Source organism: Pseudovibrio sp. W64 (genome assembly GCF_001623145.1).
Lineage (GTDB): Bacteria > Pseudomonadota > Alphaproteobacteria > Rhizobiales > Stappiaceae > Pseudovibrio.
This window is the reverse complement of record NZ_LMCI01000038.1, coordinates 601,402-626,259: the sequence shown is the minus strand read 5'-3', so window position 1 is coordinate 626,259 and position 24,858 is coordinate 601,402. Positions and strand designations below refer to the sequence as shown.

Below are 24,858 nucleotides of genomic sequence, written 5' to 3'. Positions count from 1 at the left end.
TGTATGTTTGTGTCGCTAAAGGCCCTTATGGACGGGAGGCGTATTGGGTGCCGACCTTGTAGCGCTTCATCTCGCTGTCGGTCATCCAATGCACATCTTCTGGCGGTGCAGCTTCCAGTGTGTACCAGTAGAACAGCGGATCGATGCCGATGTTTTTGTAGTACTTGAGATACTTCTCGTGCTCCTCATGCGTTTTAGACAAGTCCAGCGCGTTGTAATCCTCAGCACTCCAGGAATGCACACCAATGCGCGCGCCCTTCACCACAACTCGCTTTTTACCTGCAAGGAAGAAGTCCGTCCCACCAGACGCGATAATACCGTTTGACGGAATAACCGTGGTCAGCCCGCGTTCATGAACAATGCGGCCCGCCTCCAGATTGGCGTAATCATCGTCGGACCCCGGCACATCCACCATAACGATGCGTTTGATATTCGGGTTCTCATCCAAAGCCGCCCGCAAATCAATCGGCGTGGACGAGCTGATGACTCCATTCATCACCAGTTCTCCATCCACGGCCTCAAACCGTGCAATCTCGTAGTCATCTTCAATCGAGCCACACCCGGTCAGCACCAGCACCAACAACGCCGCTGCGGTCCAAACTATCATCTTCTTCAAAGCCACCATTCCAAATCCATCAAGTCGTTCTTGTTGGCCTAGTGCTTCTCATAGGTGGGATGAAGGCTGAGTGATCGTCTGCTTGCTTGCCAGTATCACCGTCTCCTGTGGAATTGATTTGATTCAGAACGATCATTCTGCTATCAACTGAGTCATGCCAAGAAAAGCCAACATAACCACACAGAACCTGACCGACCGCGCACTGGAGCATTTTTGGGAGAACGGCTTCCATGCCTCCTCCCTAGATGACCTTGTGAAATCAACAGGGGCCACCCGTCACGCCATTTACGGCGCATTCGGCGGCAAAAAGCAGATGTTCCTCGCGTGTTTCCAACGCTATCAGGACCTCGTTGTCTCACCGGCGTTCACTCAGGTAGAGCAGCCTGATGCAACGCTGGAGCAAGTCGCAACCTATTTTGAAGCGCAGATCAGCCGGGCGGAGGAAACCGGCCTTCCGGGCCCGGGGTGCTTTGTCGCCAACTCAGCAACCGAGGTTGCACCGCACGACACGGACGTTCTGGCCAAGGTGGAAGAACACAACGCCCGCCTCAAGCTGGGTTTTCTCAATGCGTTGCGCAACGAAACGCCTGCACCGCACCAGCTGAGCGCTGAAGAGCTGGAATTGCTTGCGGGAGTGCTGGTGGTGTTCACCAACGGCCTCTGGTCCACCTCCCGCCTCACCCAAGACGGTGATTTTCTGCGCGCCAGCACCAGACAATTTTTGGAAACCATCAGAACACGGATTTCGGCCCCATGACTGCTATCGCTCCCCCAAATCTCAAAGGAGCCTTCTGGCTCGCCCTGCTGCTAAACCTGCTTTGGATCAATGCTTCCGAGGTCTTTCGCTATTTCGCCTTCGTCATGCCATTGATGCGCAGCTCACTTCCGCAAATTCAGGACGTAGCCCCCATGAACCTGCCGGTGTTTATGATCTGGGGCGTGTGGGACACAGTGCTGGTGCTCGCAGCAACCGGCCTCAGCTGGGTGCTGCTGGAACGGTTCGGCCCAACCATCCGCAACGCGCTTTACGCAGGCAGCGTAATCTGGGCAACAATCTTCGTCATCCTCTGGCTTGGCCTTTGGAACATGAACCTGGCCACCACCCAAATCGTCCTGACCGCCTTGCCACTGGCCTGGCTGGAAATGATCGTAGCCGCCTTCATTGTGAGATGGATGATGGTGCGGGGGTAGTTGGTCTTAGGCCATTTTCACAGTACCCTGCCCGCCGGATAACGGGGGAGAATCGAGATGGAACGGGTCACGGGTGGATGTTTGTGCGGCGCAGTTCGCCTTGTGGCGACAGGTGAGCCGGACAGGGTTGGAGTGTGCCACTGTCTCGATTGCCGTAAACACCACGGCGCCGTTTTCCATGCCTCGGCGGTCTATCCTGAGGAGAAGGTCAGTGTTGAGGGCGAGGTGAACGCCTATCAGGGCCGCTTCTTCTGCCCCAAATGCGGGTCTTCCGTCTATTCAACCAGCGAGGGCGAAGTTGAGGTCCATCTGGGCGCTCTGGACGAACCCAACCAGATGACCCCAACCTATGAGCTCTGGACCACCCGCCGCGAAACCTGGCTGCCCAAGTTCCCGGTTACAAAAACCTACAAGAAGGATCGAGTTGAGGGCTAGCCTGTCCTCCAGTCAGAAACGTGCCAATCATGGAGCGCGACGGCTGGACCGTTTCAATTGCGCCGGCAAATGCCAACTCATCAATGTATTGCAAAACCATGCCCTACCCACAGCAGCTTTTGTCTTGCTGGATTGGGGGGCATGGGACTGTGCCGTAGGAGCAGTAGACGCAGCAATCGCCGGGGAGAGGCTTCAGCAAGGTTCCGCAGGCTTTGCAGTCATAAAACCACTGGCAGGCGTTTGTTGGCATGGTTTCAGTTTCGCTGTGCCCGCATTCCGGGCAAGTTACTGTGCTTTCAAGGATAACTGTTTTTGTCATGGCGTCACATCAGGCTGATCAGGTGGTCGTTGATTGCGGTCTCGTTCAAAACGATTGCCCATGCCAGCGCCGTCACGAGTGTACTCACCAGCAAGTGCCACTGCAGTTGGCCTAGTGCACCACGATAGAGAGCAATGCCCCACGCGGTCAGCAGCAGCAAAGAGGACGCAGTCAGCACAAAATAGCTTGCCGCGGCAATTTTGCCAAAAACGGCTAACCAACCGCCACCAAGGCCCGCAAGCATCAAAGCAATGGGGAGCACGCAGCAGGTGGCGACTCCCAGAGAGGCAAAGGAGCCTGCATGGTTCATTTTTAAAAAGGTCTTCATCGGCAAATCCATTCGTCATCGCAGTTGTGATGGTTTTGCCGCATGCTTATAAATGCTGTAGTAACTACAGGATCAAGGCAGGAGTGATCACATGTTCGCGATTGGCGAAGCGTCTAAGCGCAGTGGCGTTGCTATTGAAACGATCCGTTATTACGAGCGCGAAGGCATAGTTATCAAGCCTGCCCGCGGGGATAACGGACGGCGCGCCTACTCCGAGAAGGAGATCGGACAGTTACGCTTCATCAAACGCTGCCGGGATCTGGGATTCACCATCAAGGATGCACAAGCGCTTCTCAGCCTCGGTGAGCAGCAAGACGAGAACTGCAAAATCGCCCATGACATGAGCAAAGCGCATTTGGAGTCTGTTCGGGAAAAAATCGAAAGCCTTCGACAGTTGGAAAAAGCGCTCGAAGAGCTCATGGGCAACTGCGCCAGCGACAATCTGCAATGCCCTTTGCTGGATCGTCTGCACGCAGACTGAAGCGCCTAACCGGCCTGACCCGTAAAAACATAGCAACGCAGAAAAACGCTAAATCGCGCAAAGCAACGCACATTTCAACGCAAACGAGATATCCCCGTTTAGCGCGGGGATTAAGTCTCTTCCAGCAGCGCTGGATCAGCCACCACGGCGCGCAGCACCAGGTCAGAAACGCTGCGGGCGATTTCTTCCAGATCCTTGTCGGTCTGCTCGGCGCGCGGTGAGTACCAGAAGCAAGGGCCGTTCATCAGGATGATGATGGAGTGCAGGGTGATGGAGACTGATTGCTTTGCAAACACACCAGCCTCAATGCCTTCCGTCAGCACACCGCGATACAGATTCTCATAGGCACGGCGCATTTCGATGATTTGCTCAATCATCTGTGTTTCATGAGGCTTGGCCGCGCCACGAAAAAACATGCGAGTGTCTTCGCTGACAACACGGTGATAGCTCAGGAACTTGAGGATGCGCAGCACATGGGCAATGGACATGGCGCGCAGCTTCTCGACAGGGGGGATGTGTTGCGCTGCAATGGGGCTAACCCGTTCCATAAGCAGGGAAACAGAGCGCAGGCGGACGGCATAAAGCAGCTCACCCTTGGAGCGGAAATGGTGGTAAACACGCCCCTTTGTAGATCCAAGCAGACCGGCAATATCATCAATGGAAGCCACATCCGGCCCCATCCTCATGAAGCACTCTGCAGCAGCGTCCAATATCTCCTGCTGAGACCGGCTCAAATCTTCGATCATTCCCGTATTCCCCTAAAGGCTCCCGCTGCCTTCCCTTTAACGCAGTTTACTTGCAATCTGAATCCGATAAACTGCTTTAAAGCATCTTTCTTGCGCCCAGTCCTACCCGAAAACCAGCAGGCACATTTCAGGAATGCGCTGTAAATACACAGGTTTACAGTCCCCAACCGAAGCAAAACCCTAGCATACCTAACGAAATTGTGTATCAGAAATTCCTTTACCTGAAGCACCAGTCCCTAGTATAAGTTCAACCTATGATAGATGGAATTGGATCCTCATTTACCGGACTGGCTCGCTCTGCGTCTTACAACGCAGCTCAACCCGCACGCGTAAACCAGCAGGAATCCACGTCTTTTTCCGTTGAACATGCGGTTCCAAAAGACTCCGTCACCATCAGAAGCGACCTTTCTGCCAACCCGGTAGCGGCCTCCTCTTCCTCTGAAAAGTCCAAGAATGAAAACGGACAGCTTTCCGATGGAGAACAGGAGCAGGTTCAAGAACTTAAGACACGTGATGCGGAAGTTCGCGCGCACGAGCAAGCCCATGCAGCAACAGGCGGTGCCTACGCCGGAGCGCCGAGTTATACCGAGACTCGCGGCCCGGATGGTCACAGCTATGCCATTGGCGGCGAAGTCTCAATCGACTCCGCACCCATTTCCGGTGATCCGGAAGCCAGCATTGCCAAGCTGAATACGGTAATCGCCGCAGCACTCGCGCCCGCTCAGCCATCCGGTCAGGATCAGGCCGTTGCAGCACAAGCCCAGACGAATCTGGCGCAGGCCTATACCGAGCTGCGCGAGAAGAACCTTGGCGGCAGCGAGGAAGAGCAAGAAGCAAGCGAAGTCAGTGGGTTACAATCTCTGTTGCAGGTTCAGGAATATCCTGAAACCGCCTCTGATCCATCTGCACTGCTGCTCAATGCAACCCAAGCTTATCAAGCCGCGGCAGTTTAACGCTCACCTGAGCATTCTTCATCCAGCAGCAATCCTCAGCACCCCACAAGCGTGCAACAACGCCATGAAATCATGATGTTGTTCGGAGTTTTAAAATAACTCTACGAGCTAAATACCTGACAGAACTTGTTAAAATATTTTCATAGAGTCGCAGTGCATATAAGTAAAAGTCATTGACTTGGTTTTTGTAGTGGCCTAAGGCGGAAATGTACTTAGCGTCACTCGAGTTTGCTGTGAAACTGACAAAAGCCAAAGCGACTGTATTTGCTGCACTGTTTGTGTTGATGCAGCTTGTTGCGCCTCCCGGCATGATGGTGTCCGGAGGTGAGGACGGCTTTGAGATTGTCATCTGCACCGCGCAAGGCATGCGAACTGTCCTTCTTGACGAGCAGGGCAATGAACTCCAGCAAGCAGAAGAACAGGAAGCTTACGACAACTGCGCCTTCGGCACTGTTGTTGCAAAGGCCCTCAGCTCTTCTCCTCACACAGAATTCGGCGGATCCTCCCTTCCTATCGATGTAGTTTCACTGCCAACAAGCGTTGCGCTTGCTGAAACGACAGTGCGCATCGCTGCACCCAGAGCACCTCCCGTCTGAGCATAAATTGGTTTGTCCCAGCCTTTCTTATTGTGGCTAATTTGCTGACATAAAAGGGCTATTTTCTCAAAGGACATTCCTGTTCCGTCATGCAAACCCATGGCAATGACAGGTTTTCTGCAGGCTGCTTGCCAGAAAACCTACACCACATTTGCATGCAACGGACGCCGCAGGGCACAGCCTCGCGTAAAGCTCATCCCTCAATCTCGGCAATGTCTGAGGTTGGCTCTGATTGCTCATCAAGTGCAAGGTGCATTCACTTGGCTTTGAAACCATCAACCGTACTGGCCTGCTGGCTCGCAACCTGGTTTGTGATCCTGCAGCTTGTTGCGCCGCCCGGCATGATGCCGCGTGCGGGCGCGGATGGTTTTGAGATCACCATTTGCACCTCGCAGGGCTTACAGCAGATCTTCATAGAAACCTCTGATGAAGACGACGAGCAAAAGGACGTACAGAATAACGCGTTCTGCCTTTTCTCCCTTGCCATGCTGAAGTCACCAGCCCCTGCCTCCTTGGGCAGCTTCGCTATTGAAACCTCAAGACCACAGCATACCTTCGCCCTCAACGAGGTGGGACACTACGCAATTCCGCGGCGAAGCCATGCTCCGCGGGCACCTCCTGTCTTTGTCTGATTTTCGCTCGATTACAGATAATGATTGGAATTGAAATGAATAAATTCAAACAACTACTTGGCGTCAGCGGTGTGCTCGCAGCGTCTCTTCCTGCTCTGATTTCCGGCGTGCCAGCGGCACAGGCGGAAGACATTCAACAGCTGCGCATTGCGGTGAAAAAAGACCGCTACAGCGTAGACCCGAAGAAGTTCAACTTCACCACCCGCCGACCAGCCGGACAGATCGTTGAAACGGCTGTTAAACCAGACGAAAACTTCATTCCGCAAGGCGTGTTGTTTGAGACTTGGGACTACAAAGACGGCATCTACAGCATCAAACTGCGCGAGGGCATCAAGTTCCACGACGGTCAGACATTTGACGCCAAAGCCGCAATCGACGCACTGAAGCTGTACGATCAGGGCCGCTCTGACTTCCTGCAGATTGATCAGGAAAGCTTTGATCAGACCGGGCCTTACACCTTCACGTTCAAGTCCGAAATCAATTCCTCCCTTGTCATTGAAAACATGACCCACCGTGGGGCCTCCCTGTTCTCCATCAACGGTGATCGTGCAGAAAACCCAGTTGGTACAGGTCCTTACCTGCTGGACAGTTACAAGCCAAAACAGTCTATCAGCATGAAACGCAATGCGGATTACTGGGGGGATGCGCCGAAGGTTGAAAACATCACCTACCACTTCATCGCGGATGATCAGGTGCGTTTGCTGGCACTGCAGAACAAAGAGGTCGACATCGTTGCTGAAGTCACCCCACAGATGCTGCTAAGCTTGCCAAAAGACGGCTCTGTGGTGGTGCACGAATCCCGCCCGATCCGTTATGTGGCCCTGCTGACCAACCTGCACGGCAAGGCACCATACGACACGCTGAAGGACAAACGCGTGCGCGAGGCGCTGGCTTATGCCATCAACCGCGAGCAGCTGGCGCAAGTCCTGTTCAACGGCAAAGGTGTTGTTGCAAAAGGCATTTTGCCAGACTGGATGTTTGGCCTTGGTGACAAGCACGTGGACGGCTTTGACTACAACACCCAGAAGGCAGAAGCCCTGCTGGATGAAGCTGGCTGGACCAAAGGCAGCGATGGCATGCGCAGCAAAGACGGCAAGCCGCTGAAACTGCGCCTTGTAGCCGCTTACCCGAACGTTTCCAGCGTGCGCCCAATGCCAGAGCTGCTGGAGCAGATGTTCCGCGGCATCGGCATCGACATTGAGCTGGTTCAGGTTGATGATTCAGGCGTTTACGACGACACCTATCTGGCAACCGGCGAAGCGGATCTGTACATGGAGTTTGCCTCCAATAACAACGCAGACCCAACCTACCTGCTGTACAACCTGTTCCACTCCAAAACCCCGTGGGGCTACCAGTACACCGCACCGGGTGGCAAGCTGGACACCATCCTCGACAATGCCCGTCAGGCGCAGAGCCGCGAGGAAGTCATTGAACTTGTTCGTGAAGCGCACCGCGAAATCGTGCAGACCAAACTGGCTGCTATTCCAATCCTGATGGTGCCAAACTTCAACCTGTCCCGTCCGGGCCTGAACGTCCCGATGTTCGAGCATGCTGACTGGATCGATTACGGTCAGGTTACCCAAACCAAATAAGAGATGCGCAGCACAGGTCATTGCAACACCATGATCTGTGCTGCCTTTTCACGAAAGATCAGCACATGAAGCAGTTTGTTTTCAAGCGCACGCTTTCGGGAATTCCAACTCTGTTTGGCATGACCCTGATTGGTTTTTTAATCATCGGCCTCACCCCCGGCGATCCTATTGAGATGGAGCTGCGTCGCCTCGGCGTGTCGTTCACTGCGGAGCAGGTGGAGGCGCTGCGGGTGGAGTATGGCTTGGATAAGCCACTGATCCAGCGCTACTTTATCTGGCTGCTGGACCTGTTCCGGCTGGATCTGGGCACGTCCATCGCGTCAGGCCGTCCTGTGCTGGAGCTGTTTAAAGAGCACTTGCCCATCACGGCAACGCTGTCCGTTCTAGCCTTTGTCAGCTCGCTGGCCTTGTCGCTGGTGCTTGGCACCGTAACCGCTGTATCACAGCGCACATCGGTCTCTACCAGCCTCTATGTGCTGACCATGTTTCTGGTCTCCGTGCCCTCCTTCTGGCTGGCACTGTTTCTGCTGGCGGTGTTCGCACTGGGTCTGGGGTGGTTCAAACTGCTGCAATTCGGCAATGCGCAGGATTTGATCTTGCCCGTGATCACGTTGACGCTCGGCAACGCAGCGGTGATGAGCCGCCTTGTGAGGGAACGGATTATCGCTGTGATGAGCGAAGATTACATCCGTCTGGCCATCACTAAAGGCCTGTCACGTCGCGCTATTTTGGGCCGCCACGTGCTGAAGTCCATTCTGCCGCCACTCATCACCAACTGGGCCATCTCTTTCGGTTCCCTGCTGGGTGGGTCTGTGATTATCGAGAATATCTTCAACCTGCCCGGTCTGGGACAGCTGGCCCTGCAAGCCATCGCGGAGCGGGACTTTGCGATCCTGCAGGCGTATCTGCTGTTTATGGGGCTGGTGTTCTTTTTGGCGAACTTTGCGGCGGACCTGACGAACCATTGGCTCATGCCTCACCTCAAGGAGGATGACCATGGCATACGTTGATAGTGCAAAATCTATCCCCCTCTCGCGGGCAACACAGCTCCTCAGAGGCAGAACCACATTTTTGTTGGGAGGGTTCTTCCTGTGCTTCTTCATCACTCTCGCACTCGGCGGCGAAGCTTTCGCCCCCAACCCACCCAACCAGATTGACCTGCTGCACCGTCTCAGCGCACCCAGTCTGACTTACCCGCTCGGAACGGACCATCTGGGCCGGTGTATCCTCTCCCGCCTGATGGCAGGAACCGCACTCTCCCTTGGCACAGCGCTGACAACAGCCGGACTTATCCTCGCCATCGCACTGCCTGTTGGCCTGCTCTCCGCCCTCTGCAAAGGCTGGGTTGATGCGGTTTTGATGCGGATTGCGGATATCTTCCTCGCGTTTCCCATGCTGGTGTTCGCCCTTGCCATCATCGGCTATCTGGGCGCCTCCCTCACCTCCGCCGTCATCGGTGTCGCCCTGGCCTGGTGGCCCAGCCTCGCCCGTTTGGTCCGTACATTAACGCTGGAAGCAGCTTCCAAAGAGTACGTTTTGGCCTCCCGCCAATGCGGACAAAAGCCGCTCAGCATCATCGGGCGGCACATTCTGCCGCAAATCTTACCCCCGCTGCTAGTGGTTCTTTCCCTTGAAATGGCGGGCCATCTGCTGGTGCTATCCTCTCTCAGCTTCCTCGGCCTTGGCGCTCAGCCACCTGCTGCGGAGTGGGGCGCCATGCTCAACGAAGCACGGCCTTTCTTCGCAGAGCGCCCAAGCGTGGTGCTGGCTCCGGGCATCGTCATCATCCTCGCCGTTCTCAGCTTCAACCTGGTAGGTGAAGGCATCCGCTTTCAGCTGGACAAGAGGAAACCCTACAGATGGTAGAAATCCCCCTTCTTCAGGTGCATAACCTCACCATTTCCAACAGTGCGCAGAACAACGAGCCGCTGGTGGAAGGCGTAAGTTTCAGCCTTTCCGCTGGCCAACGTTTGGGTCTGATCGGCAAATCCGGTTGTGGTAAGTCATTGACCTGTCACGCGATTACGGGTGCTTTGCGTGCCCCGCTGACTGCTTCAAGCGGGTCCATCCATTTTCAGGGCCAAGACCTTCTCGCAATGCCGTTTGCTGAGAAACAGAGGATCAGAGGCACAGGCATCTTCTGCATTTTCCAAAGCCCCGGCAGTGCCTTACACCCCAGCCTGACCATCGCAACGCAGCTGCTTGAAACTGCAGGTAACGTCTCTTTGTTTGGGCAAGACGCTCAGCAGACCATCAATCAGGCATTGGAGGCCGTCTCACTGCCTCTGCACTGCCTGAAGCAATACCCCAATGCCCTGAGCGGCGGCATGAAGCAGCGGGTTATGATGGCTATGGCATTGATTTTAAAGCCAACTGTCCTGATAGCCGATGAACCAACTACCGGTCTTGATGTCATCACCGAACATGAAACGCTAGAGGCGCTCAACGTGGTACAGCAGGAGACAGGCTCCGCATTGCTGTTCGTCAGCCACGACCTGCGCATCGTTCGCCAAACCTGCACCTCCGTGCTGGTGATGGATGCTGGCCAACTCGTTGACGCCTGCGATCTGAACCAGCCAATCGCTCCGGATTGCCACCGCGCGACCGCAGAAATTACAGGCGCTATGGAAAGACTTCAGCTATGACCATGCAAGCAAGACACCTCTCCATCGCCTACGGCTCCAATCAGGTGCTTTCACAAGTCAACCTGACCCTGCATCCCTCCCGCACAACCGGCCTTGTAGGCCGCTCCGGCTGCGGAAAGTCAACGCTTGCCAAGGCTATGACGGGGATCATCCCCACACCGCATGAGACGCTGTTTCACAACGACCAGATTTTCTTCCCCGACCTCAGCAAAACCGGAGATATCATCCACTACATGTGGCAGGACCCATTGGCAGCTTTGAGCCCTTTCTTGAGTGCGCTGGACCTAATCTGCGAGCCGCTCAAAGCCATCCATAAGTTGCCCAAGGCTGAACGCCGACGACAGGCACGAGACCTGTTAGATAGGGTTGGGTTGAATGCAACTTGCGCAGTCAAACGACCACATCAGCTTTCCGGCGGCCAGTGCCAACGTGTTGCACTGGCACGCGCTTTGGCGGTTAAACCGCGGTTTCTTGTGTTGGATGAGCCGCTCTCCGCGCTGGATCTGGTGACGCAGGAGCAAATAACTTGCCTGCTGCGCAAGGTGCGGGCAGAGATGAATATGGGCCTCCTGATCATCTCACACGACCTGCAAACGCTGGCAAAACTGGCCGATGACATCGCGGTGATGGATGGTGGCAGGATCGTAGAACACAAGGAAACACAAGAGTTTTTCGCAGCCCCTGAGCACCAGCTCTCTCGCCGTTTTGTCGAGATCTCGAAGTACTCAGCCCCTGCAGCTCTGACACAAACCCCTGCGTAACATGCTGCCTAACCCGATTTAGGTGGGCATTGTTGTTTTAAGCGGTTAAGTCGCAACTTGAGTATCTAACTCTTGAGTGAGACCTCATTTAACCAATCTTACCTCACGACTATAGATTGCAAATCTCACAAGATTTGGCGTAGGCTCATCCGAGATGAAGTAGATAAGTAAACAGGTTCAACGTGCGTAATAAAAACCAACGCGATCAAGACCATACTTGGAACATTGCTCTTATTTTGTCCATTAGTTCATTGCTAACAACGTTAGTTGGAGTGATTGCAGTGAACCTTACTGATTTCGAAACTTCCAAACTCTTAAGATTAGAGTTCTGGGGCGGAAGTAACCCAGCATTTAGCGTCATCTTGCGTAATATTGGCTTGATGGCTTTAGGCCTAGCAGGTCTTTATCTTGCTTGGGACAGGACACAAACAGCAACAAGACAAGCAGATCTTGCTGAACGAGGACAGAACACTGACCGATTTCAAAAAGCAGCAGCTATGCTAGGAGACAGGCAGCTCTCTGTGCGTGAAGCTGGCATATATGCTCTAACCGAACTGGCTCAGTCCGACCCCCAACATCATTACCTTCCCATTCAGAAATTACTGTGCTCCTTTATTAGAGATAGAAGTGCTGATCAGGAGCAAAGTGAAAGAAATTTGATTGAAAATGGAAAACTAGAACCTTTTTCAGATAATGCATGCTATCGACAATATCACGATCAAGCACCAAGTGACATTGCAGAAGCAGCAATTGCCTTTAGCACTTTGCGTACTTCAGATAACATTTTGCTAGAGAAAGATTGGGAACCCGACTTGAAAGGTGTCAATCTCAAAGGCACGGATCTTTCAGGTTCTAATTTTCAAAACGTGAATTTTAGGTGGGCCAACTTTGAAGGGGCACAGTTAATTGCTGTAAACTTTGATAACTCGCAGCTCTTTCTCGCAAACTTAGCTACTCGCCTAACTCGAGCAAACCTGAATAACAGCTATCTTTTTGGTGCAAACTTGGAAGGTGCAGAACTAAATGGAGCAACTTGGCAAGGGTCAGACCTGAAGAAATACCTTCAGCATATAAACAGCCTTTCATTCACGGTGGTTGATCATGCTCAAGTAGTTGAATTTCCAAAAAAATTCCATGACCAACTGATTGTCTGGAACACTCCAGATGATTAACACATCTCACACCTTCTCTGGCTTCCAGTCTGGCTGGGTTTCGAAGATCGCTGCTGTTTCTGGCAGGGCATCCCAATGCGGTTTGTCGCGGTCAAAGATGACGACCTCAATTTCCAGATCATCCGCGTTGTCCATGGAACCGAGCGGCAACGTTATGTGGTCAGGCGCGTTGGTGTTGCGGCCATAGATCGGACTTCCGCAGCCTGGGCAGAAGGCTTTGGTGACTTTTGAGCCGTTGGCAGAGGTGTAAAGATACTCGCCCAGCTCGCCGGAGATATTCACCTGATCCGCCCGGAACATGGCACCAACCGTATGGCCGGTCCCACTCACCCGGCGGCATTCCTCACAATGACATTGAGCCGTAACCACCGGGTCGCCCTCAATTTTGTAGGACACCGCCCCGCACATACAACGCCCGGATCGCTTGTTCACTCTCGTTACTCCACCAGTTCGCCAACCACCTCACACGCCATAGCGGCGATGAGAGGGACAGCTTTTCGCATCATTTCTGCGGCTTGCGGGTTGGAGGCGTTGCCTGCTTCAGCACGTGCTACAACCCCTTGAATAATTGCGGCTAATCGGAACATGGAGAACGCGAGATAGAACTCCCAGTTCTCAATCTCGCTAAGCCCGCGACGCATACAGTACTGGCGTACGTACTCCTCTTCAAGCGGAATACCGAGCGCCACACGATCCAGCCCTGCCAAACCGCGCAAACCTTTGAAAGACGGCAAACGCCACTGCATGCATTGATAGGCAAGGTCCGCCAGCGGATGGCCAAGCGTAGAAAGCTCCCAATCCAGCACAGCCACAATCCGTGGCTCTGTGGGATGGAAGATCAGGTTATCGAGCCGGTAATCCCCGTGCACCAGCGAAGTCGAACCATCATCTTCCACCATGTTCGCTTCCAGCCACTCCATCAGCCGGTTCATGGCTGGAATTGTGACGGTTTCTGAAGCCTTGTACTGTTTGATCCAGCGTCCGGTCTGCCGCTCAAAGTAGTTGCCGGGCTTGCCATAGTCCATCAGACCAACGGCATTGGGAGAGACATCGTGCAGCGCGGCCAACACGCGGTTCATCTCCGCAAAGATCGCCATACGCTCTTCATTGGAGCACTCTGGCAGCGCTGGATCCCAGAAAATCCGCCCTTCAACATACTCCATCACAAAGAACATTGTGCCAATTGGAGAAGCCTCCGCAGACAAATGATAGGTCTTGGGCACAGGCACATCACTGCCCGCCAGAGCCGTCATCACCTGATACTCGCGATCCACCATATGGGCGGATTTCAGCAAGGTTCCCGGAGGTTTAGCTCGCATGACATAGGTCTTATCAGAGGTCACCAGCTTGTAAGTTGGGTTGGATTGGCCGCCCGGAAATTTCTCAATCTCCAGAAGCTCACCAAACTCCGGTATGTGCTGCTTCAGATAAGCCTGTAGCGCTGGTTTCTCTAATTTATGCAAGGCGTTCGTCATGGGCTCCCCTCCTTCCATGAAACATCCGGTTGCCTGACGGTTCCTTCGTCCCGTGAACAGTCAGGCTCCTTATCGGCTTTTAGGTTCAGGCGTTGGCCATTGCCTTTACCAGCTTGGCGACACCTTCCATGGCGCTGTTCACCGGCTCCGCATCTGTGCGGTCAGCAATCCGGCCCCAGTTGGCAGCGATAGCCTCTGGTGTACGGTCATCCTCAGCCAGATGAATGCCTTGTGTTTCAACCATTTCGGCCAGTGTGTAAGTGCCAGCAGCGGCCACAAGCACCTTACGGGTTGGCGCATCCTGAGAGCATAAAAACACCACTGCAGGCGTGATGTTCTCTGGCGCAAGCATCTTCAGCGTGCCAGCATCCATGATGGTTTCTGTCATGCGTGTGCCAGCAGAAGGTGCGATGCAGTTGATGTGAATGTTGCTCTTTGCCCCTTCAAGGCCAAGCGTATTCATCATGCCCCACAGGCCCGCTTTCGCAGCGCCATAGTTCGCCTGCCCAAAGTTGCCATAGATGCCGGATGGAGATGTAGTCATGATGATGCGGCCATAGCCCTGCTCTTTCATCACATTCCAGACGGCCTTGGTGCAGAGTGCTGCGCCATTGAGGTGCACGTCTACCACTTTGTTCCAGTTGGACATTTCCATCTTGGCAAAGGACTTATCGCGCAAGATGCCAGCGTTGTTGATGAGAATATCAACGCGCCCGAATCCTTCAATGGTGGCCGCAACCATAGCGTTGACAGCAGTCTCATCCGTCACATCCGCAGCATTGGCGATTGCTTTGCCGCCTGCTGCTTTGATCTCCTCAACAACCGTTTCAGCAGCGGTTGCGGACGAACCGGAGCCATCAACAGAACCGCCCAGATCATTCACCACCACCGCAGCGCCGCGCGCAGCAAGGTCCAGCGCGTAAAGACGACCAAGCCCACCGCCTGCGCCCGTAACAATCGCTACCTGACCGGCAAAATTTATCGTGTCCTGCGTCATGCAGCTACCTCCTCAAAAAACGTCATTGTCAGCCATTCTGCGACCAACGCAGGGCTTTCGACACCCTCAATCTCAATTGAAAGACCAAACTCCTGAAGGATCTGACCATCTCCCTTGCGGGTCAGATTATCCAGAGTGAAACGTCCCCGAATGCGCTTACCACTGGCAACGGGATGTAAAAAGCGGATTTTATTGAAACCATAGTTGATGCCCATGGTCCGCCCCTTCACATCCGGCAGGGTTTCTATGGCGAATTTGCTGGCGAGCGAGAGCGTGAGAAACCCATGGGCGATGGTACCGCCAAACGGGGTTTCAGCAGCGGCGCGCTCAGGATCCATATGGATAAACTGTTCATCAAAGGTCAGTTTGCCAAAGGTGGAGATCATATACTGATCCACCTCCACCCAGTCAGACAAGCCGATCTGCTGGCCAACCCGGGCCTCAAGTTCTTCTATGGTCAGTTCCATAAGCCCCTCACTGTCCAAACAAATTGGTGCCTGTGGCGATATGAATGCCACCATCCAGCGGGATCACTTCCCCCGTGACATAAGACCCGCCTTTGCCACAAAGGAAGAGCGTTGCGCCTGCGATATCATCAGGGTGTCCGATCCGGCCAAGTGGCACACCTTTACCCACATGCGCTGCTTTTTCGTCCGTGCCTGTTGCAAACGCTGTCATGTTGGATTGGAACGGTCCCGGCGCGAAACCGTTGAATGTAATGTGTTCTTTCGCCAGCTCCTTTGCGAGGATACGCGTTAGCTGGTGCACTGCGGCCTTGGAGGCTGAGTAAGAGTAAGCTCCATCCCCAATCGGCGTGGACCCCATCACCGAACCAAGATTGATGACACGTGCCGGGTCATCCGGGCGTCCGCTAGCTTTCAGCTCTGGCAACAAAGTCTGGGTTAGGTGGAACAGGCCTGCCACGTTGACATCCATCACCTTCTTCCACGCAAAATATGGGAAGGTGCCCAGTGGCTCACCCCAGGTGATGCCAGCATTGTTGACCAGAATATCAAGCTTTGGGCTGCGCTCACGTACAGCTTCAGCAAGAGCCAACACGCCCTCTTCAGAGCCAACATCTCCCTGAAACGCTTCAACAGATCCGGCAGCAGCCGGGTTGTTGGCTTTCAGGTTCGCATTGATCTCTTGTGCTGTCTTCTCAACCACATCCAGCTTGCGCGAGCAGATGAAGACGCGTGCGCCACCTTCTGCCAGTGCAATGGCAACCATGCGGCCAATGCCGGTTCCACCACCTGTTACCAGCGCCGTTTTGCCAGCGACACCAAACAGTTCCTCAAGATATCCCATGAAGACACCCTACCTCCCATAGTGTTCTTCGATCTGCCACTGCATCTCACGCGACTTGATTCAGGCGTTTCTTCATTCAGATACCGCCGCCCACGTTTTGAGGAGGCCACCTTAAACCAATGGTCAAGCGTGCTCATCTTCGCGCGCAGTTGACAACATACTCAGTAGTATGTTTCCGTATATCAACAGTTGTAAAGCAAAATTTTTAGCTCGTTTCTTTTGTCTCTCCGGCCTGGGATTTTGATTTTGTGTGTGAGCTCATGATCACCTATCCCTCTGATAATAAGTGGAATTTCCCCACGGGTCTGTAAAGATAAAAGAGCTCAGATGTCTTGGGAGGGTCAATCATGAGCGACACTTTATTAGCCGAACGTCCAGCTATGGACCTTGGAGTAAGCCAGCGTGTAGCGCCACTCATGGAACAAGTGCGCAGCATGGTTCGCGATGAAATCATGCCCCTCGAGGATGAATTTCATGATGAAATTCCAGTGGGAGACCGCTGGCAACATACTCCGCGGCAAACAGAAATTCTGGAAAGTCTCAAGGCCAGCGCACGCGCCAAAGGCCTTTGGAATTTCTGGCTGACAGACTCCAAGCGCGGCTACGGCCTCAGCACCGTTGAATACGCCTATCTGGCTGAAGAGATGGGCAAATCTCCGCTCGCACCAGAAGTATTCAACTGCAACGCCCCTGACACCGGCAACATGGAGGTGTTTGAGCGCTATGGCTCCGAGGCGATGAAAGAAACCTGGCTGAAGCGCATGCTGGAAGGCAAGATTCGCTCAGCCTACCTGATGACTGAGCCAGACCACGGCTCATCCGACGCCACCAACATCCGCATGTCCTGCGTGCGAGATGGAGACCATTACGTGCTGAACGGCGAGAAGTGGTGGTCTTCTGGCGCTGGCGACCCGCGCTGTGCGGTCTACATCACCATGGTTCACACCCCGACAGACGGCACCAAGCATCAGCAGCATTCCATGATCGTGGTAGACGCCAACACACCGGGCATCACCAAGCTGCGCCCGATGCAGGTGTTTGGCCATGACCACGCCCCTCACGGACACTTGCACTTGCGGTTTGAGGATGTACGTGTCCCTGTCGAGAATCTGCTTCTGGAAGAAGGGCGCGGTTTTGAAGTGGCACAAGGCCGCCTTGGACCGGGTCGTATCCACCATTGCATGCGAGCAATTGGACAAGCGGAACAAGCGCTTGAGCTGATGTGTAAGCGCTCCATCAACCGTGAAGCCTTTGGTAAGCAGCTTTACAAACTGGGCGCCAACTTCGACATCATCGCAGAATGCCGCATGGAGATTGAGCAGGCCCGCCTCCTCTGCCTGAAAGCTGCATGGATGATGGACAATGCCTCCGCCCGCGAAGCAGCATTCTGGATCAGCCAGATCAAGGTGGTCGCCCCGCGCATGGCGCTCAAGGTGACGGATGAAGCCATGCAGATGTTTGGCGGTCAGGGCATCTCTCAGGATACCCCACTGGCAACCAACTGGATGAACCTGCGCACCTTGCGCTTTGCGGATGGCCCGGATGCCGTGCACCGCAACTTCATTGGCCGCTCTGAGCTGCGCAAACACACTCAGGAAAAGATCTGATAAGGCAGGAGAGCCACCGCTCTCCTTATCCTTTGCATCTGCACTCCAAAACAGGGAGAACGCAATGACATCACTTGATGACTTCCGCATGGAAACAAGGGCTTGGTTGGAAGAGAACTGCCCGCAAGACATGCGCAAGACAGTCACCACAGAGAGCGACATCTGCTGGGGTGGCCGCAACTGGACCTTTAAGTCCGAAGCACAACAGCAATGGCTGGAGCGCATGGCCGAGCGTGGCTGGACCGTGCCAAGCTGGCCGAAAGAGTACGGCGGCGGCGGCCTGAACGGTGACGAAGTCAAGATCCTCAAAGAGGAGATGACGCGTATTAACGCCATGTCTCCACTGGAAAGCTTTGGCATCTGGATGCTTGGTCCCGCTCTGCTGAAATACGGCTCTCACGAGCAAAAGCTGCAGCACCTGCCCCAGATTGCCCGCGGTGAAATTCGCTGGTGTCAGGGCTACTCAGAGCCCGGATCCGGCTCCGATCTGGCATCAGTCCAAACCAAAGGCGTGGATATGGGCGACCACTTCCTCGTCTCCGGCCAGAAGATCTGGACCTCCTATGCGGATCAAGCTGACTGGATCTTTGCTCTGGTGCGCACCGAACCGGATGCGAAGAAACACAAAGGCATCTCGTTCCTGCTGTTTGATATGACCAGTAAGGGCGTTTCCACCAAGCCGATCCGCTTGATTTCCGGCAGTTCTCCGTTCTGCGAAACCTTCTTCGATGACGTGAAGGTGCCTATGGAGAATGTGGTTGATGAGCGCGGCAACGGCTGGACAATCGCCAAGTATCTGCTGACCCATGAACGCGAAATGGTCAGCAATCTGGATGCGATTTTTGGCGGTTCCGCTGGCCTTTATGAGACTGCGATCCACTCAATCGGGCTGGATGAGACAGGCCGATTGGATGATCCGCTCCTTCGTGCTGATATCGGGGAGTTCCTGATTGATGAAATGGCACTGACCGCACACCTTGCTGCCGCAAAAGACTTCCACCGCGCAGGTAACCAGCTGGGCGCCCGTTCTGCAGAGCTGAAGTATCTCGGCACAGAACTGAACAAACGCCGCCAGAGCCTCGTTGTACAGGCTGGAGGGCTCGAAGCCTTGTCTGGGCCGGAAGAGAACAACGGCATCGGCAATCAGTCTGCTTCTTGGCTGCGCTCTAAAGGCAACAGCATTGAAGGCGGCACCTCGGAGATCATGCTTTCCATCATTTCAAAAGCAGTGCTACGCCTGCCATCATTGGGTTAAGGAGAGAAAACATGGAACTTTTCAGCTCTGAAGAAACCCTTCTGAAGGACTCCGCCTCTGGCTTTATGGCAGAAAACGCCTCCGTGCAGGCACTGCGTGATCTGCGCGACCAGAAAGAGGCGCTTGGCTTCAATCAGGAGCTTCACAAAACACTGGCCGACATGGGCTGGTTTGGCATGTTGCTGCCAGAAGACGCAGGCGGATACGACTTTGGCCACCGCGCTGCGGGCCTTGTGGCTGAGGAAATGGGCCGCAACCTGACGGCCTCTCCGTTCCTCTCCACCGCTGTTTTGAGTGCAATTGCACTGCGCCAGTCTGGTGGGGATCATCTGAGTGAGTGGGGACCAAAGATTGCCGCTGGTGAAGCTGTTATTGCACTGGCAATCGACGAGGGAGCAAAGCACAACCCATCCCGCATCAAAGCCACGGCAGAACCGGACGGCAACGGCTTCATTCTCAACGCCAGAAAACGTGCGGTGTTTGATGGTTACAACGCCGACCGGCTGATTGTTGTTGCAAAAACCGGCGAAGACACTGGGCTTTTTCTGGTAGATCCAAGCGCGGCGGAAGTTGAGGTAGAGCGCAACGCTATGCTGGACAGCCGCAATGCCGCAAACATTCAGATCAGCAATTTGCATCTGGATGGCAAGGATTTGCTGTGTCCGCTTGATAAGGGCACGACCGTTCTGGAAGCCACGCTCCGCTCAGGTCGTGCGATTGCAGCGTCAGAACAACTTGGAGTTGCAAGAGAAGTTGCAGAGCGCACAACGGCATACCTGAATGAAAGAAAACAATTTGGTGTTCCAATCGGCATGTTTCAGGCACTTCAACACAGAATGGCCGACCTTTATTGCCAGATTGAACAAACAGCTTCACTCGTCTCTTTCGCGTTACGCGCAATAGATACAACCTCCGATAAGGCAGAGTCTCTTTCCCGAGCAGCCAAAGCCAAGGTTGCTAAAGTTTCTCGCGTGGCAACAGAAGAAGCGGTGCAGATGCATGGTGGAATCGGTATGACCGACGAAGTTGACGTCGGATTGTTCATGAAACACGACCGGGTGTTAACAGAGATGCTGGGTGACAGTGCTCACCATATAGACTTTCTGCTAAAAACACGGGGTCTTTAACTGTATAATCCGTAATTCTACTTGTGATTATTTCTAAAGTAACTTCATAATTGAAGCCATCTGGTCCACCCCTTTGGATCAGCGAGAGCCAGTCCGCAACAGCATTGCCCGGTGTTGCAGACTGGCTCTTTCCATTTTTGGCTAACCAAAACCATCTCAGATCTTCATACCCGGCATGTTGAGGGAGGATGTGTTTCCGCCATCAACAGCGAGGGCCTGGCCGGTGATGAAGCTGGCATCGCGGCTGGCAAGGAAAGCGATTGTTGCTGCAACTTCAGCAGGATCACCATGCCGACGCAGTTCCGCTCTTGAGCCGAGCCTGTCTTCTTTGCCAACACTGCGGGCGTGATCAAACACAGGTTTTGTCATGCCGGTCTCAATAAGCCCCGGACAAACCGCATTCACACGCACGCCGTGCTCGCCAAAATCGCAGGCAGATGTTTTTGTAAAATTGATGAGCGCAGCTTTGGAAGCACTGTAGGCATTCCCGCCAGCACCGGCTCTGATTCCAGCAACGGATGCAGTATTCACAATAGAACCGCGGCCTGAAGCCTTGAGTTGCTCGCGGGTGTACTTGGTAAATAACATTGCGCCGAGTACATTCACCTCATAAACTTTGAGCCAGTCGCTAAAGTCCTCATGGCTGCCGCCCCAGGAACCTTCGCAGATGACCCCGGCATTGTTGCAAAGAACGCTTATACCGCCAAAGGTGTTCTCAACGGCATCCACGCAGCTCTCAACCGCTTCTTCATTCGCAACATCAACGACATAGACCCGCGCACGGCAACCTTCTGGCAACAGCCCTGCGGTTTCATCAAGGCCGTCCTCATTCAGGTCCACCAGAGCGATCGCGGCCCCTTCTTCCGCCAGTCGGATCGCGGTTGCGCGGCCAATGCCGCTGCCTGCGCCCGTAATCAGGGCTGCCTGACCTGCAAATCTGGGTTGCATCTTCATTCCCTCCCGGTTTCCAGAACAACCTTGCCTACCACACGTCGCTCCATGAGGTCTCGAAGCGCCTGAGGAGCTTCCTCCAGAGAATAGCTCTTACTAACAGTCGGGTTGATTTTGCCTTCCTGGAACCATTTAAACAGCTCTGAGAAGTTATTAAGGTCCTTATCCGGCTCCCTCATGCGGAACGCCCCCCAGAACACGCCCATAACAGCACAGCCCTTTAGCAGAGGCAGGTTGGTGGGGATTGATGGGATATCGCCAGCAGCAAAGCCTACAACCAATGCGCGACCATTCCAGGCTGTTGAGCGGAGTGCCTGTTCGAAAAGCTCTCCGCCAACCGGATCGTACACAACATCAACGCCAGCCTTGCCCGTGATCTCCTTAAGACGCTCTCTCAGGTCCTGCGTGGAGTAGTTGATCAGCTCATCCGCACCTGCTTTTCGCGCAGCTTCCAGTTTTTCGGCAGAGCTGGCCGCAGCAATCACCTTGGCACCCATGACTTTGCCCAGCTCGACAGCCGTGAGCCCAACACCACCGCCAGCGCCCAACACCAGCAGTGTTTCTCCTGGTTGCAATTGTGCACGTTGCTTCAAGGCATGCATGGACGTGCCATAGGTCATCGTAAAGCCAGCAGCAACATGAGCAGACATAGCTTCAGGCCGCTTCATGACAGCAGACGCATCAACCACAACTTCTTCTGCATAGCCACCTTGTTGCAGCAGAAGCGCCATCACCGGATCACCCGGCGCAAACTGAGTGACGCCCTCACCCACCACCTCAATTCTGCCAGCAACCTCACCACCTGGCACAAATGGCATTGGCGGCTTGATCTGATATTTTCCCGCAATCACCAGCGTATCAGGGAAGTTGACGCCCGCAGCTTCCACCGCGATCCGCACTTGCCCTTTTTTCGGCTCTTTACGTTCAACGTCTTCCACACGCAGAGCCTCTGGTGGTCCGTATTCTGAGCAGACAACAGCACGCATGATTTCCCTCCCAAATCAAAACATACCCGTGAGTATGTTACGGAAACACAGTGAGCGCAACCACAACGCTAGGCGCAAGTCCCCTCCCCTCTCAGCAAACCTGAATAATTTGAGCAAGACGCTTCGCAATCAGGAAACCACGGTTCATGGAAGCTCTCCTTGTTCTCATCATCCGTTTACATGCAACAGCGAAGATATTCCCATGATGAGTGCTCAATCCATGGAAAGACCGGATGGCTGAACAGGATAAGCCCAGCTTAGCTGATGAATTCAAACGCCTGGAAAGCTCACCGGAAGGACTGACGGGATCAACCGCATCCAACCGGCTGAAGCAATATGGCCCCAATGCGCTGGAAGAAAAGAAGACCAGCAAACTGGCTCAGCTGCTTTTAACATTCTGGGGGCCTATCCCGTGGCTCATCGAAATTGCGGCGATCCTGTCAGCCATCATCGAGCACTGGGCCGACTTCACGATCATCCTGTTTATGCTGATCCTCAACTCTGGCATCGAGTTTGTTCAAAGCAGCAAAGCAGCTGACGCGCTGGCGGCACTAAAATCATCCATGGCACTCAAAGCCCGTGTGAAACGAGACGGGAAGTGGGCTGACATTCCAGCAGAGGAAATCGTTCCCGGTGACATCATCAATCTGGAAAACGGAGACATCATCCCGGCAGACTGCATCTTGGAACGAGGGCCATACCTTGCGGTCGACCAGGCAGCCCTGACGGGCGAGTCTCTCCCGGTCGATAAGCAGATCGGTGATGTGGCGTATTCCGGTTCAATCATTAAACAGGGCACCATGCAGGCACTTGTGACTGCGACGGGTGGCAACACATTCTTTGGTAACACGGCAAAGCTGGTTCAGTCCGCGGGCAACATTTCTCATTTCCAGAAAAGCGTTCTGGGCATTGGCAAATTTCTCATTCTTGGCACAGCCTTGCTTGCTGCGCTCATCATCGTCAAACAGCTTTATTTGCAGCAGAGCATTCTGGGCATCATTGAACTGGTGCTTGTGCTGGTGATCGCCTCAATCCCGGTTGCGATGCCCGCAGTTCTATCTGTCACCATGGCTCTGGGTGCACTCACACTTTCCAGAAAGAAAGCCATCGTTTCGCACCTTCAGGCGATTGAAGAGCTGGCAGGGGTGAATGTGCTGTGCTCCGACAAAACTGGAACGCTCACCAAAAACGAACTCACGCTTGGCGAGCCAGTTCTGTTTGACGCGAAGAGTGAAAAAGAGCTCGTCGTCATGGCGGCCCTTGCATCCAGTACAATAGAAAAAGACGTCATTGATCACCTGATTGTCAGCAAGGCTGAGCGGGGTGTACTGGAGCTTTACAAGCAAAACACATTCACGCCGTTTGATCCCGTAAGCAAACGAACGGAAGCGGGCGTCTCTGGTCCAAGCGGAGCGTTCAAGGTCATCAAAGGTGCACCGCAAGTGGTCATTGATCTTTGCGCAAATGCACCGGAGGAGAAGGCCGCTGCCAGCAGTGCCGTGCACGAGTTTGCCGTCAAAGGCTTGCGCACACTCGGTATCGCCAAGACCAACGAAAACCACGAGTTACGCCTGCTTGGGATCCTCTCTCTTTTTGATCCACCTCGCGACGATTCCAAAGCTGTGATTGAAGAAACCCAGAATGCCGGAATCACCGTGAAGATGGTGACAGGTGATGATATTGCCATCGGCAGAGAGATTGCCGGACAGCTGGGGCTGGGCACCTCGCTTGAAAGCGCCAGTCAGGTGTTCTCTGAGGCAAAGGACATGGACAACCTGCCAGCCAACATCCGCGAGGAGATCGTCAACGCAGATGGCTTCGCCCGCGTCTTTCCCGAGCACAAATACGGTATCGTCAAAGCGCTTCAACAGTCCGGAGATTACGTCGCCATGACAGGTGACGGCGTGAACGATGCCCCGGCATTGAAGCAGGCAGATGTGGGGATTGCCGTTTCAGGTGCAACAGACGCCGCCCGATCTGCCGCTGATCTGATCCTGACGTTGCCCGGTCTATCCGTCATCACGGATGCAGTGATAGAGGCACGAAAAATCTTCGCGCGAATGATCAGCTACGTTGACTACCGCGTGGCCATGACGATCAACCTGATGGTGTTCGTCTCAGCCAGTGTGTTGCTGTTGGAAGAGGTGCCCCTGACCGCCATCATGATTGTGATGCTGGCATTGTTGGACGATATCCCAATCATCACCATCGCCTACGACAACACAGAGGCTGCACCAGCCCCAATGGAGTGGCAGCTTGGAAACATGCTGCGCACAGCAACGGTGCTTGGGCTCATTTCAGTTGTCGAGAACTTCGCCCTGATGATGGCAGCGTGGCATTGGCTGGATGTACCCGCTGCGGAGTTGCAGAGCGTCATGTTCCTGCAGCTGGTTGTCGCCGGGCATTTGCTGTTGTTTGTCTGCCGGCATGATCACTGGTTCTGGCAGGCGCCACACCCTTCGGCTAAATTGCTGATGGCAATTATCACCACACAATTGCTCGCAGTTGCCATCTGTCGATCCGGCTTCCTTGTTCCCGCTATCAGCTGGGACTTGATCGGCATCGTCTGGGCTCAAGCTATCCTCTGGATGTTCGTGCTGAATGTTGCCAGAAAGCTCTGCCGCTAAAAGAAGTGCAACACGCTCTTTTACTCGCCACGCAGACAGACTAGATATAGAGCATTGT

General features: G+C 54.1%; 28 protein-coding genes. 17 read left to right on the top strand and 11 right to left on the bottom strand.

Features of this window, described 5'->3' with window-relative positions; genetic code table 11:
* Positions 1-25: 25 nt before the first annotated feature.
* Positions 26-607, bottom strand: a complete 582-nt coding sequence (locus PsW64_RS19455) for a COG3904 family protein (RefSeq protein ID WP_244277336.1) — start codon at positions 605-607, stop codon at positions 26-28.
* A gap of 163 nt (positions 608-770) precedes the next feature.
* On the opposite strand from PsW64_RS19455, the gene PsW64_RS19450 reads away from it, so the two are divergent.
* From PsW64_RS19450 to PsW64_RS19440, 3 genes are read left to right on the top strand one after another with little or no spacing between them, the layout of a single operon-like run.
* Positions 771-1,373: a TetR/AcrR family transcriptional regulator gene (locus PsW64_RS19450; RefSeq protein WP_063292987.1), complete on the top strand. Its 603-nt coding sequence runs from the start codon at positions 771-773 to the stop codon at positions 1,371-1,373.
* A complete protein-coding gene (locus tag PsW64_RS19445; RefSeq protein ID WP_063304640.1) occupies positions 1,370-1,807 on the top strand; it encodes a hypothetical protein in 438 nt (145 codons plus the stop codon). The genes PsW64_RS19450 and PsW64_RS19445 overlap by 4 nt, the downstream gene beginning before the upstream one ends.
* 57 nt (positions 1,808-1,864) lie before the next feature.
* Positions 1,865-2,242: a GFA family protein gene (locus PsW64_RS19440; RefSeq protein ID WP_063304639.1), complete on the top strand. Its 378-nt coding sequence runs from the start codon at positions 1,865-1,867 to the stop codon at positions 2,240-2,242.
* 103 nt (positions 2,243-2,345) lie between these two features.
* On the opposite strand, the gene PsW64_RS28250 is transcribed toward PsW64_RS19440, so the two are convergent.
* On the bottom strand, positions 2,346-2,561 hold the full coding sequence (locus PsW64_RS28250; RefSeq protein WP_082831165.1) for a GDCCVxC domain-containing (seleno)protein: 216 nt from the start codon (positions 2,559-2,561) through the stop codon (positions 2,346-2,348).
* Between the two features lie 4 nt (positions 2,562-2,565).
* Positions 2,566-2,889, bottom strand: coding sequence for a hypothetical protein (locus tag PsW64_RS19435; protein ID WP_063299948.1), 324 nt, complete (start codon positions 2,887-2,889; stop codon positions 2,566-2,568).
* A 91-nt stretch (positions 2,890-2,980) separates the two neighbouring features.
* Here PsW64_RS19435 and PsW64_RS19430 point away from each other — a divergent pair, with 91 nt between their 5' ends.
* On the top strand, positions 2,981-3,370 hold the full coding sequence (locus PsW64_RS19430; protein ID WP_063304638.1) for a MerR family transcriptional regulator: 390 nt from the start codon (positions 2,981-2,983) through the stop codon (positions 3,368-3,370).
* A 110-nt stretch (positions 3,371-3,480) separates the two neighbouring features.
* Here PsW64_RS19430 and PsW64_RS19425 read toward each other — a convergent pair whose 3' ends face one another.
* The gene (locus PsW64_RS19425) at positions 3,481-4,116 is read right to left on the bottom strand and encodes a TetR/AcrR family transcriptional regulator (protein ID WP_063287854.1); all 636 of its coding nucleotides are present in this window, start codon (positions 4,114-4,116) and stop codon (positions 3,481-3,483) included.
* A gap of 254 nt (positions 4,117-4,370) precedes the next feature.
* On the opposite strand from PsW64_RS19425, the gene PsW64_RS19420 reads away from it, so the two are divergent.
* From PsW64_RS19420 to PsW64_RS19380, 9 genes are all read left to right on the top strand, one after another.
* On the top strand, positions 4,371-5,069 hold the full coding sequence (locus PsW64_RS19420; RefSeq protein ID WP_063304637.1) for a putative metalloprotease CJM1_0395 family protein: 699 nt from the start codon (positions 4,371-4,373) through the stop codon (positions 5,067-5,069).
* 233 nt (positions 5,070-5,302) lie between these two features.
* Positions 5,303-5,665 (top strand): DUF2946 family protein, encoded by a 363-nt coding sequence (locus PsW64_RS19415; protein WP_063304992.1) that lies wholly within the window; start codon positions 5,303-5,305, stop codon positions 5,663-5,665.
* Positions 5,666-5,925: 260 nt separating this feature from the next.
* Complete coding sequence (locus PsW64_RS19410) at positions 5,926-6,297, top strand: DUF2946 family protein (RefSeq protein ID WP_153041480.1); 372 nt, start codon at positions 5,926-5,928, stop codon at positions 6,295-6,297.
* A 35-nt stretch (positions 6,298-6,332) separates the two neighbouring features.
* Positions 6,333-7,889: an ABC transporter substrate-binding protein gene (locus PsW64_RS19405; RefSeq protein WP_063304991.1), complete on the top strand. Its 1,557-nt coding sequence runs from the start codon at positions 6,333-6,335 to the stop codon at positions 7,887-7,889.
* Between the two features lie 65 nt (positions 7,890-7,954).
* On the top strand, positions 7,955-8,899 hold the full coding sequence (locus PsW64_RS19400; RefSeq protein WP_063304635.1) for an ABC transporter permease: 945 nt from the start codon (positions 7,955-7,957) through the stop codon (positions 8,897-8,899).
* Entirely contained in the window at positions 8,886-9,755 is an 870-nt protein-coding gene (locus PsW64_RS19395; protein ID WP_063304634.1) for an ABC transporter permease, read from the top strand. Before PsW64_RS19400 ends, PsW64_RS19395 begins: the two co-directional genes overlap by 14 nt.
* Positions 9,749-10,534 (top strand): ABC transporter ATP-binding protein, encoded by a 786-nt coding sequence (locus tag PsW64_RS19390; RefSeq protein WP_063304633.1) that lies wholly within the window; start codon positions 9,749-9,751, stop codon positions 10,532-10,534. The genes PsW64_RS19395 and PsW64_RS19390 overlap by 7 nt, the downstream gene beginning before the upstream one ends.
* Entirely contained in the window at positions 10,531-11,295 is a 765-nt protein-coding gene (locus PsW64_RS19385; RefSeq protein WP_063304632.1) for an ABC transporter ATP-binding protein, read from the top strand. The genes PsW64_RS19390 and PsW64_RS19385 overlap by 4 nt, the downstream gene beginning before the upstream one ends.
* 182 nt (positions 11,296-11,477) lie before the next feature.
* Positions 11,478-12,467 (top strand): pentapeptide repeat-containing protein, encoded by a 990-nt coding sequence (locus PsW64_RS19380; RefSeq protein ID WP_063304631.1) that lies wholly within the window; start codon positions 11,478-11,480, stop codon positions 12,465-12,467.
* Positions 12,468-12,473: 6 nt separating this feature from the next.
* On the opposite strand, the gene PsW64_RS19375 is transcribed toward PsW64_RS19380, so the two are convergent.
* From PsW64_RS19375 to PsW64_RS19355, 5 genes are all read right to left on the bottom strand, one after another.
* Positions 12,474-12,899: a GFA family protein gene (locus PsW64_RS19375; protein WP_208980885.1), complete on the bottom strand. Its 426-nt coding sequence runs from the start codon at positions 12,897-12,899 to the stop codon at positions 12,474-12,476.
* A 5-nt stretch (positions 12,900-12,904) separates the two neighbouring features.
* Positions 12,905-13,942, bottom strand: coding sequence for a phosphotransferase (locus PsW64_RS19370; RefSeq protein WP_063304630.1), 1,038 nt, complete (start codon positions 13,940-13,942; stop codon positions 12,905-12,907).
* An 85-nt stretch (positions 13,943-14,027) separates the two neighbouring features.
* On the bottom strand, positions 14,028-14,939 hold the full coding sequence (locus PsW64_RS19365) for an SDR family NAD(P)-dependent oxidoreductase (RefSeq protein WP_063304629.1): 912 nt from the start codon (positions 14,937-14,939) through the stop codon (positions 14,028-14,030).
* Positions 14,936-15,406, bottom strand: a complete 471-nt coding sequence (locus PsW64_RS19360; RefSeq protein ID WP_063304628.1) for a MaoC family dehydratase — start codon at positions 15,404-15,406, stop codon at positions 14,936-14,938. Before PsW64_RS19360 ends, PsW64_RS19365 begins: the two co-directional genes overlap by 4 nt.
* Positions 15,407-15,413: 7 nt before the next feature.
* Positions 15,414-16,247: an SDR family oxidoreductase gene (locus PsW64_RS19355; protein ID WP_063304627.1), complete on the bottom strand. Its 834-nt coding sequence runs from the start codon at positions 16,245-16,247 to the stop codon at positions 15,414-15,416.
* Between the two features lie 347 nt (positions 16,248-16,594).
* Here PsW64_RS19355 and PsW64_RS19350 point away from each other — a divergent pair, with 347 nt between their 5' ends.
* The 3 genes from PsW64_RS19350 (at position 16,595) to PsW64_RS19340 (ending at position 20,236) form a co-directional block, all read left to right on the top strand.
* Positions 16,595-17,854 carry an acyl-CoA dehydrogenase family protein gene (locus PsW64_RS19350; RefSeq protein ID WP_244271740.1) on the top strand — a complete coding sequence of 420 codons (1,260 nt, stop codon included), beginning with the start codon at positions 16,595-16,597 and terminating at the stop codon, positions 17,852-17,854.
* A gap of 64 nt (positions 17,855-17,918) precedes the next feature.
* Positions 17,919-19,109 carry an acyl-CoA dehydrogenase family protein gene (locus tag PsW64_RS19345; RefSeq protein ID WP_063293002.1) on the top strand — a complete coding sequence of 397 codons (1,191 nt, stop codon included), beginning with the start codon at positions 17,919-17,921 and terminating at the stop codon, positions 19,107-19,109.
* Positions 19,110-19,120: 11 nt separating this feature from the next.
* On the top strand, positions 19,121-20,236 hold the full coding sequence (locus PsW64_RS19340) for an acyl-CoA dehydrogenase family protein (protein ID WP_063304626.1): 1,116 nt from the start codon (positions 19,121-19,123) through the stop codon (positions 20,234-20,236).
* Between the two features lie 156 nt (positions 20,237-20,392).
* On the opposite strand, the gene PsW64_RS19335 is transcribed toward PsW64_RS19340, so the two are convergent.
* Both PsW64_RS19335 and PsW64_RS19330 read right to left on the bottom strand, forming a co-directional pair.
* Complete coding sequence (locus PsW64_RS19335; protein WP_063293004.1) at positions 20,393-21,184, bottom strand: SDR family NAD(P)-dependent oxidoreductase; 792 nt, start codon at positions 21,182-21,184, stop codon at positions 20,393-20,395.
* A 2-nt stretch (positions 21,185-21,186) separates the two neighbouring features.
* Complete coding sequence (locus PsW64_RS19330; protein WP_063293005.1) at positions 21,187-22,173, bottom strand: NADPH:quinone oxidoreductase family protein; 987 nt, start codon at positions 22,171-22,173, stop codon at positions 21,187-21,189.
* A 233-nt stretch (positions 22,174-22,406) separates the two neighbouring features.
* On the opposite strand from PsW64_RS19330, the gene PsW64_RS19325 reads away from it, so the two are divergent.
* Positions 22,407-24,800 carry a plasma-membrane proton-efflux P-type ATPase gene (locus tag PsW64_RS19325; RefSeq protein ID WP_063304625.1) on the top strand — a complete coding sequence of 798 codons (2,394 nt, stop codon included), beginning with the start codon at positions 22,407-22,409 and terminating at the stop codon, positions 24,798-24,800.
* Positions 24,801-24,858 lie beyond the last annotated feature (58 nt).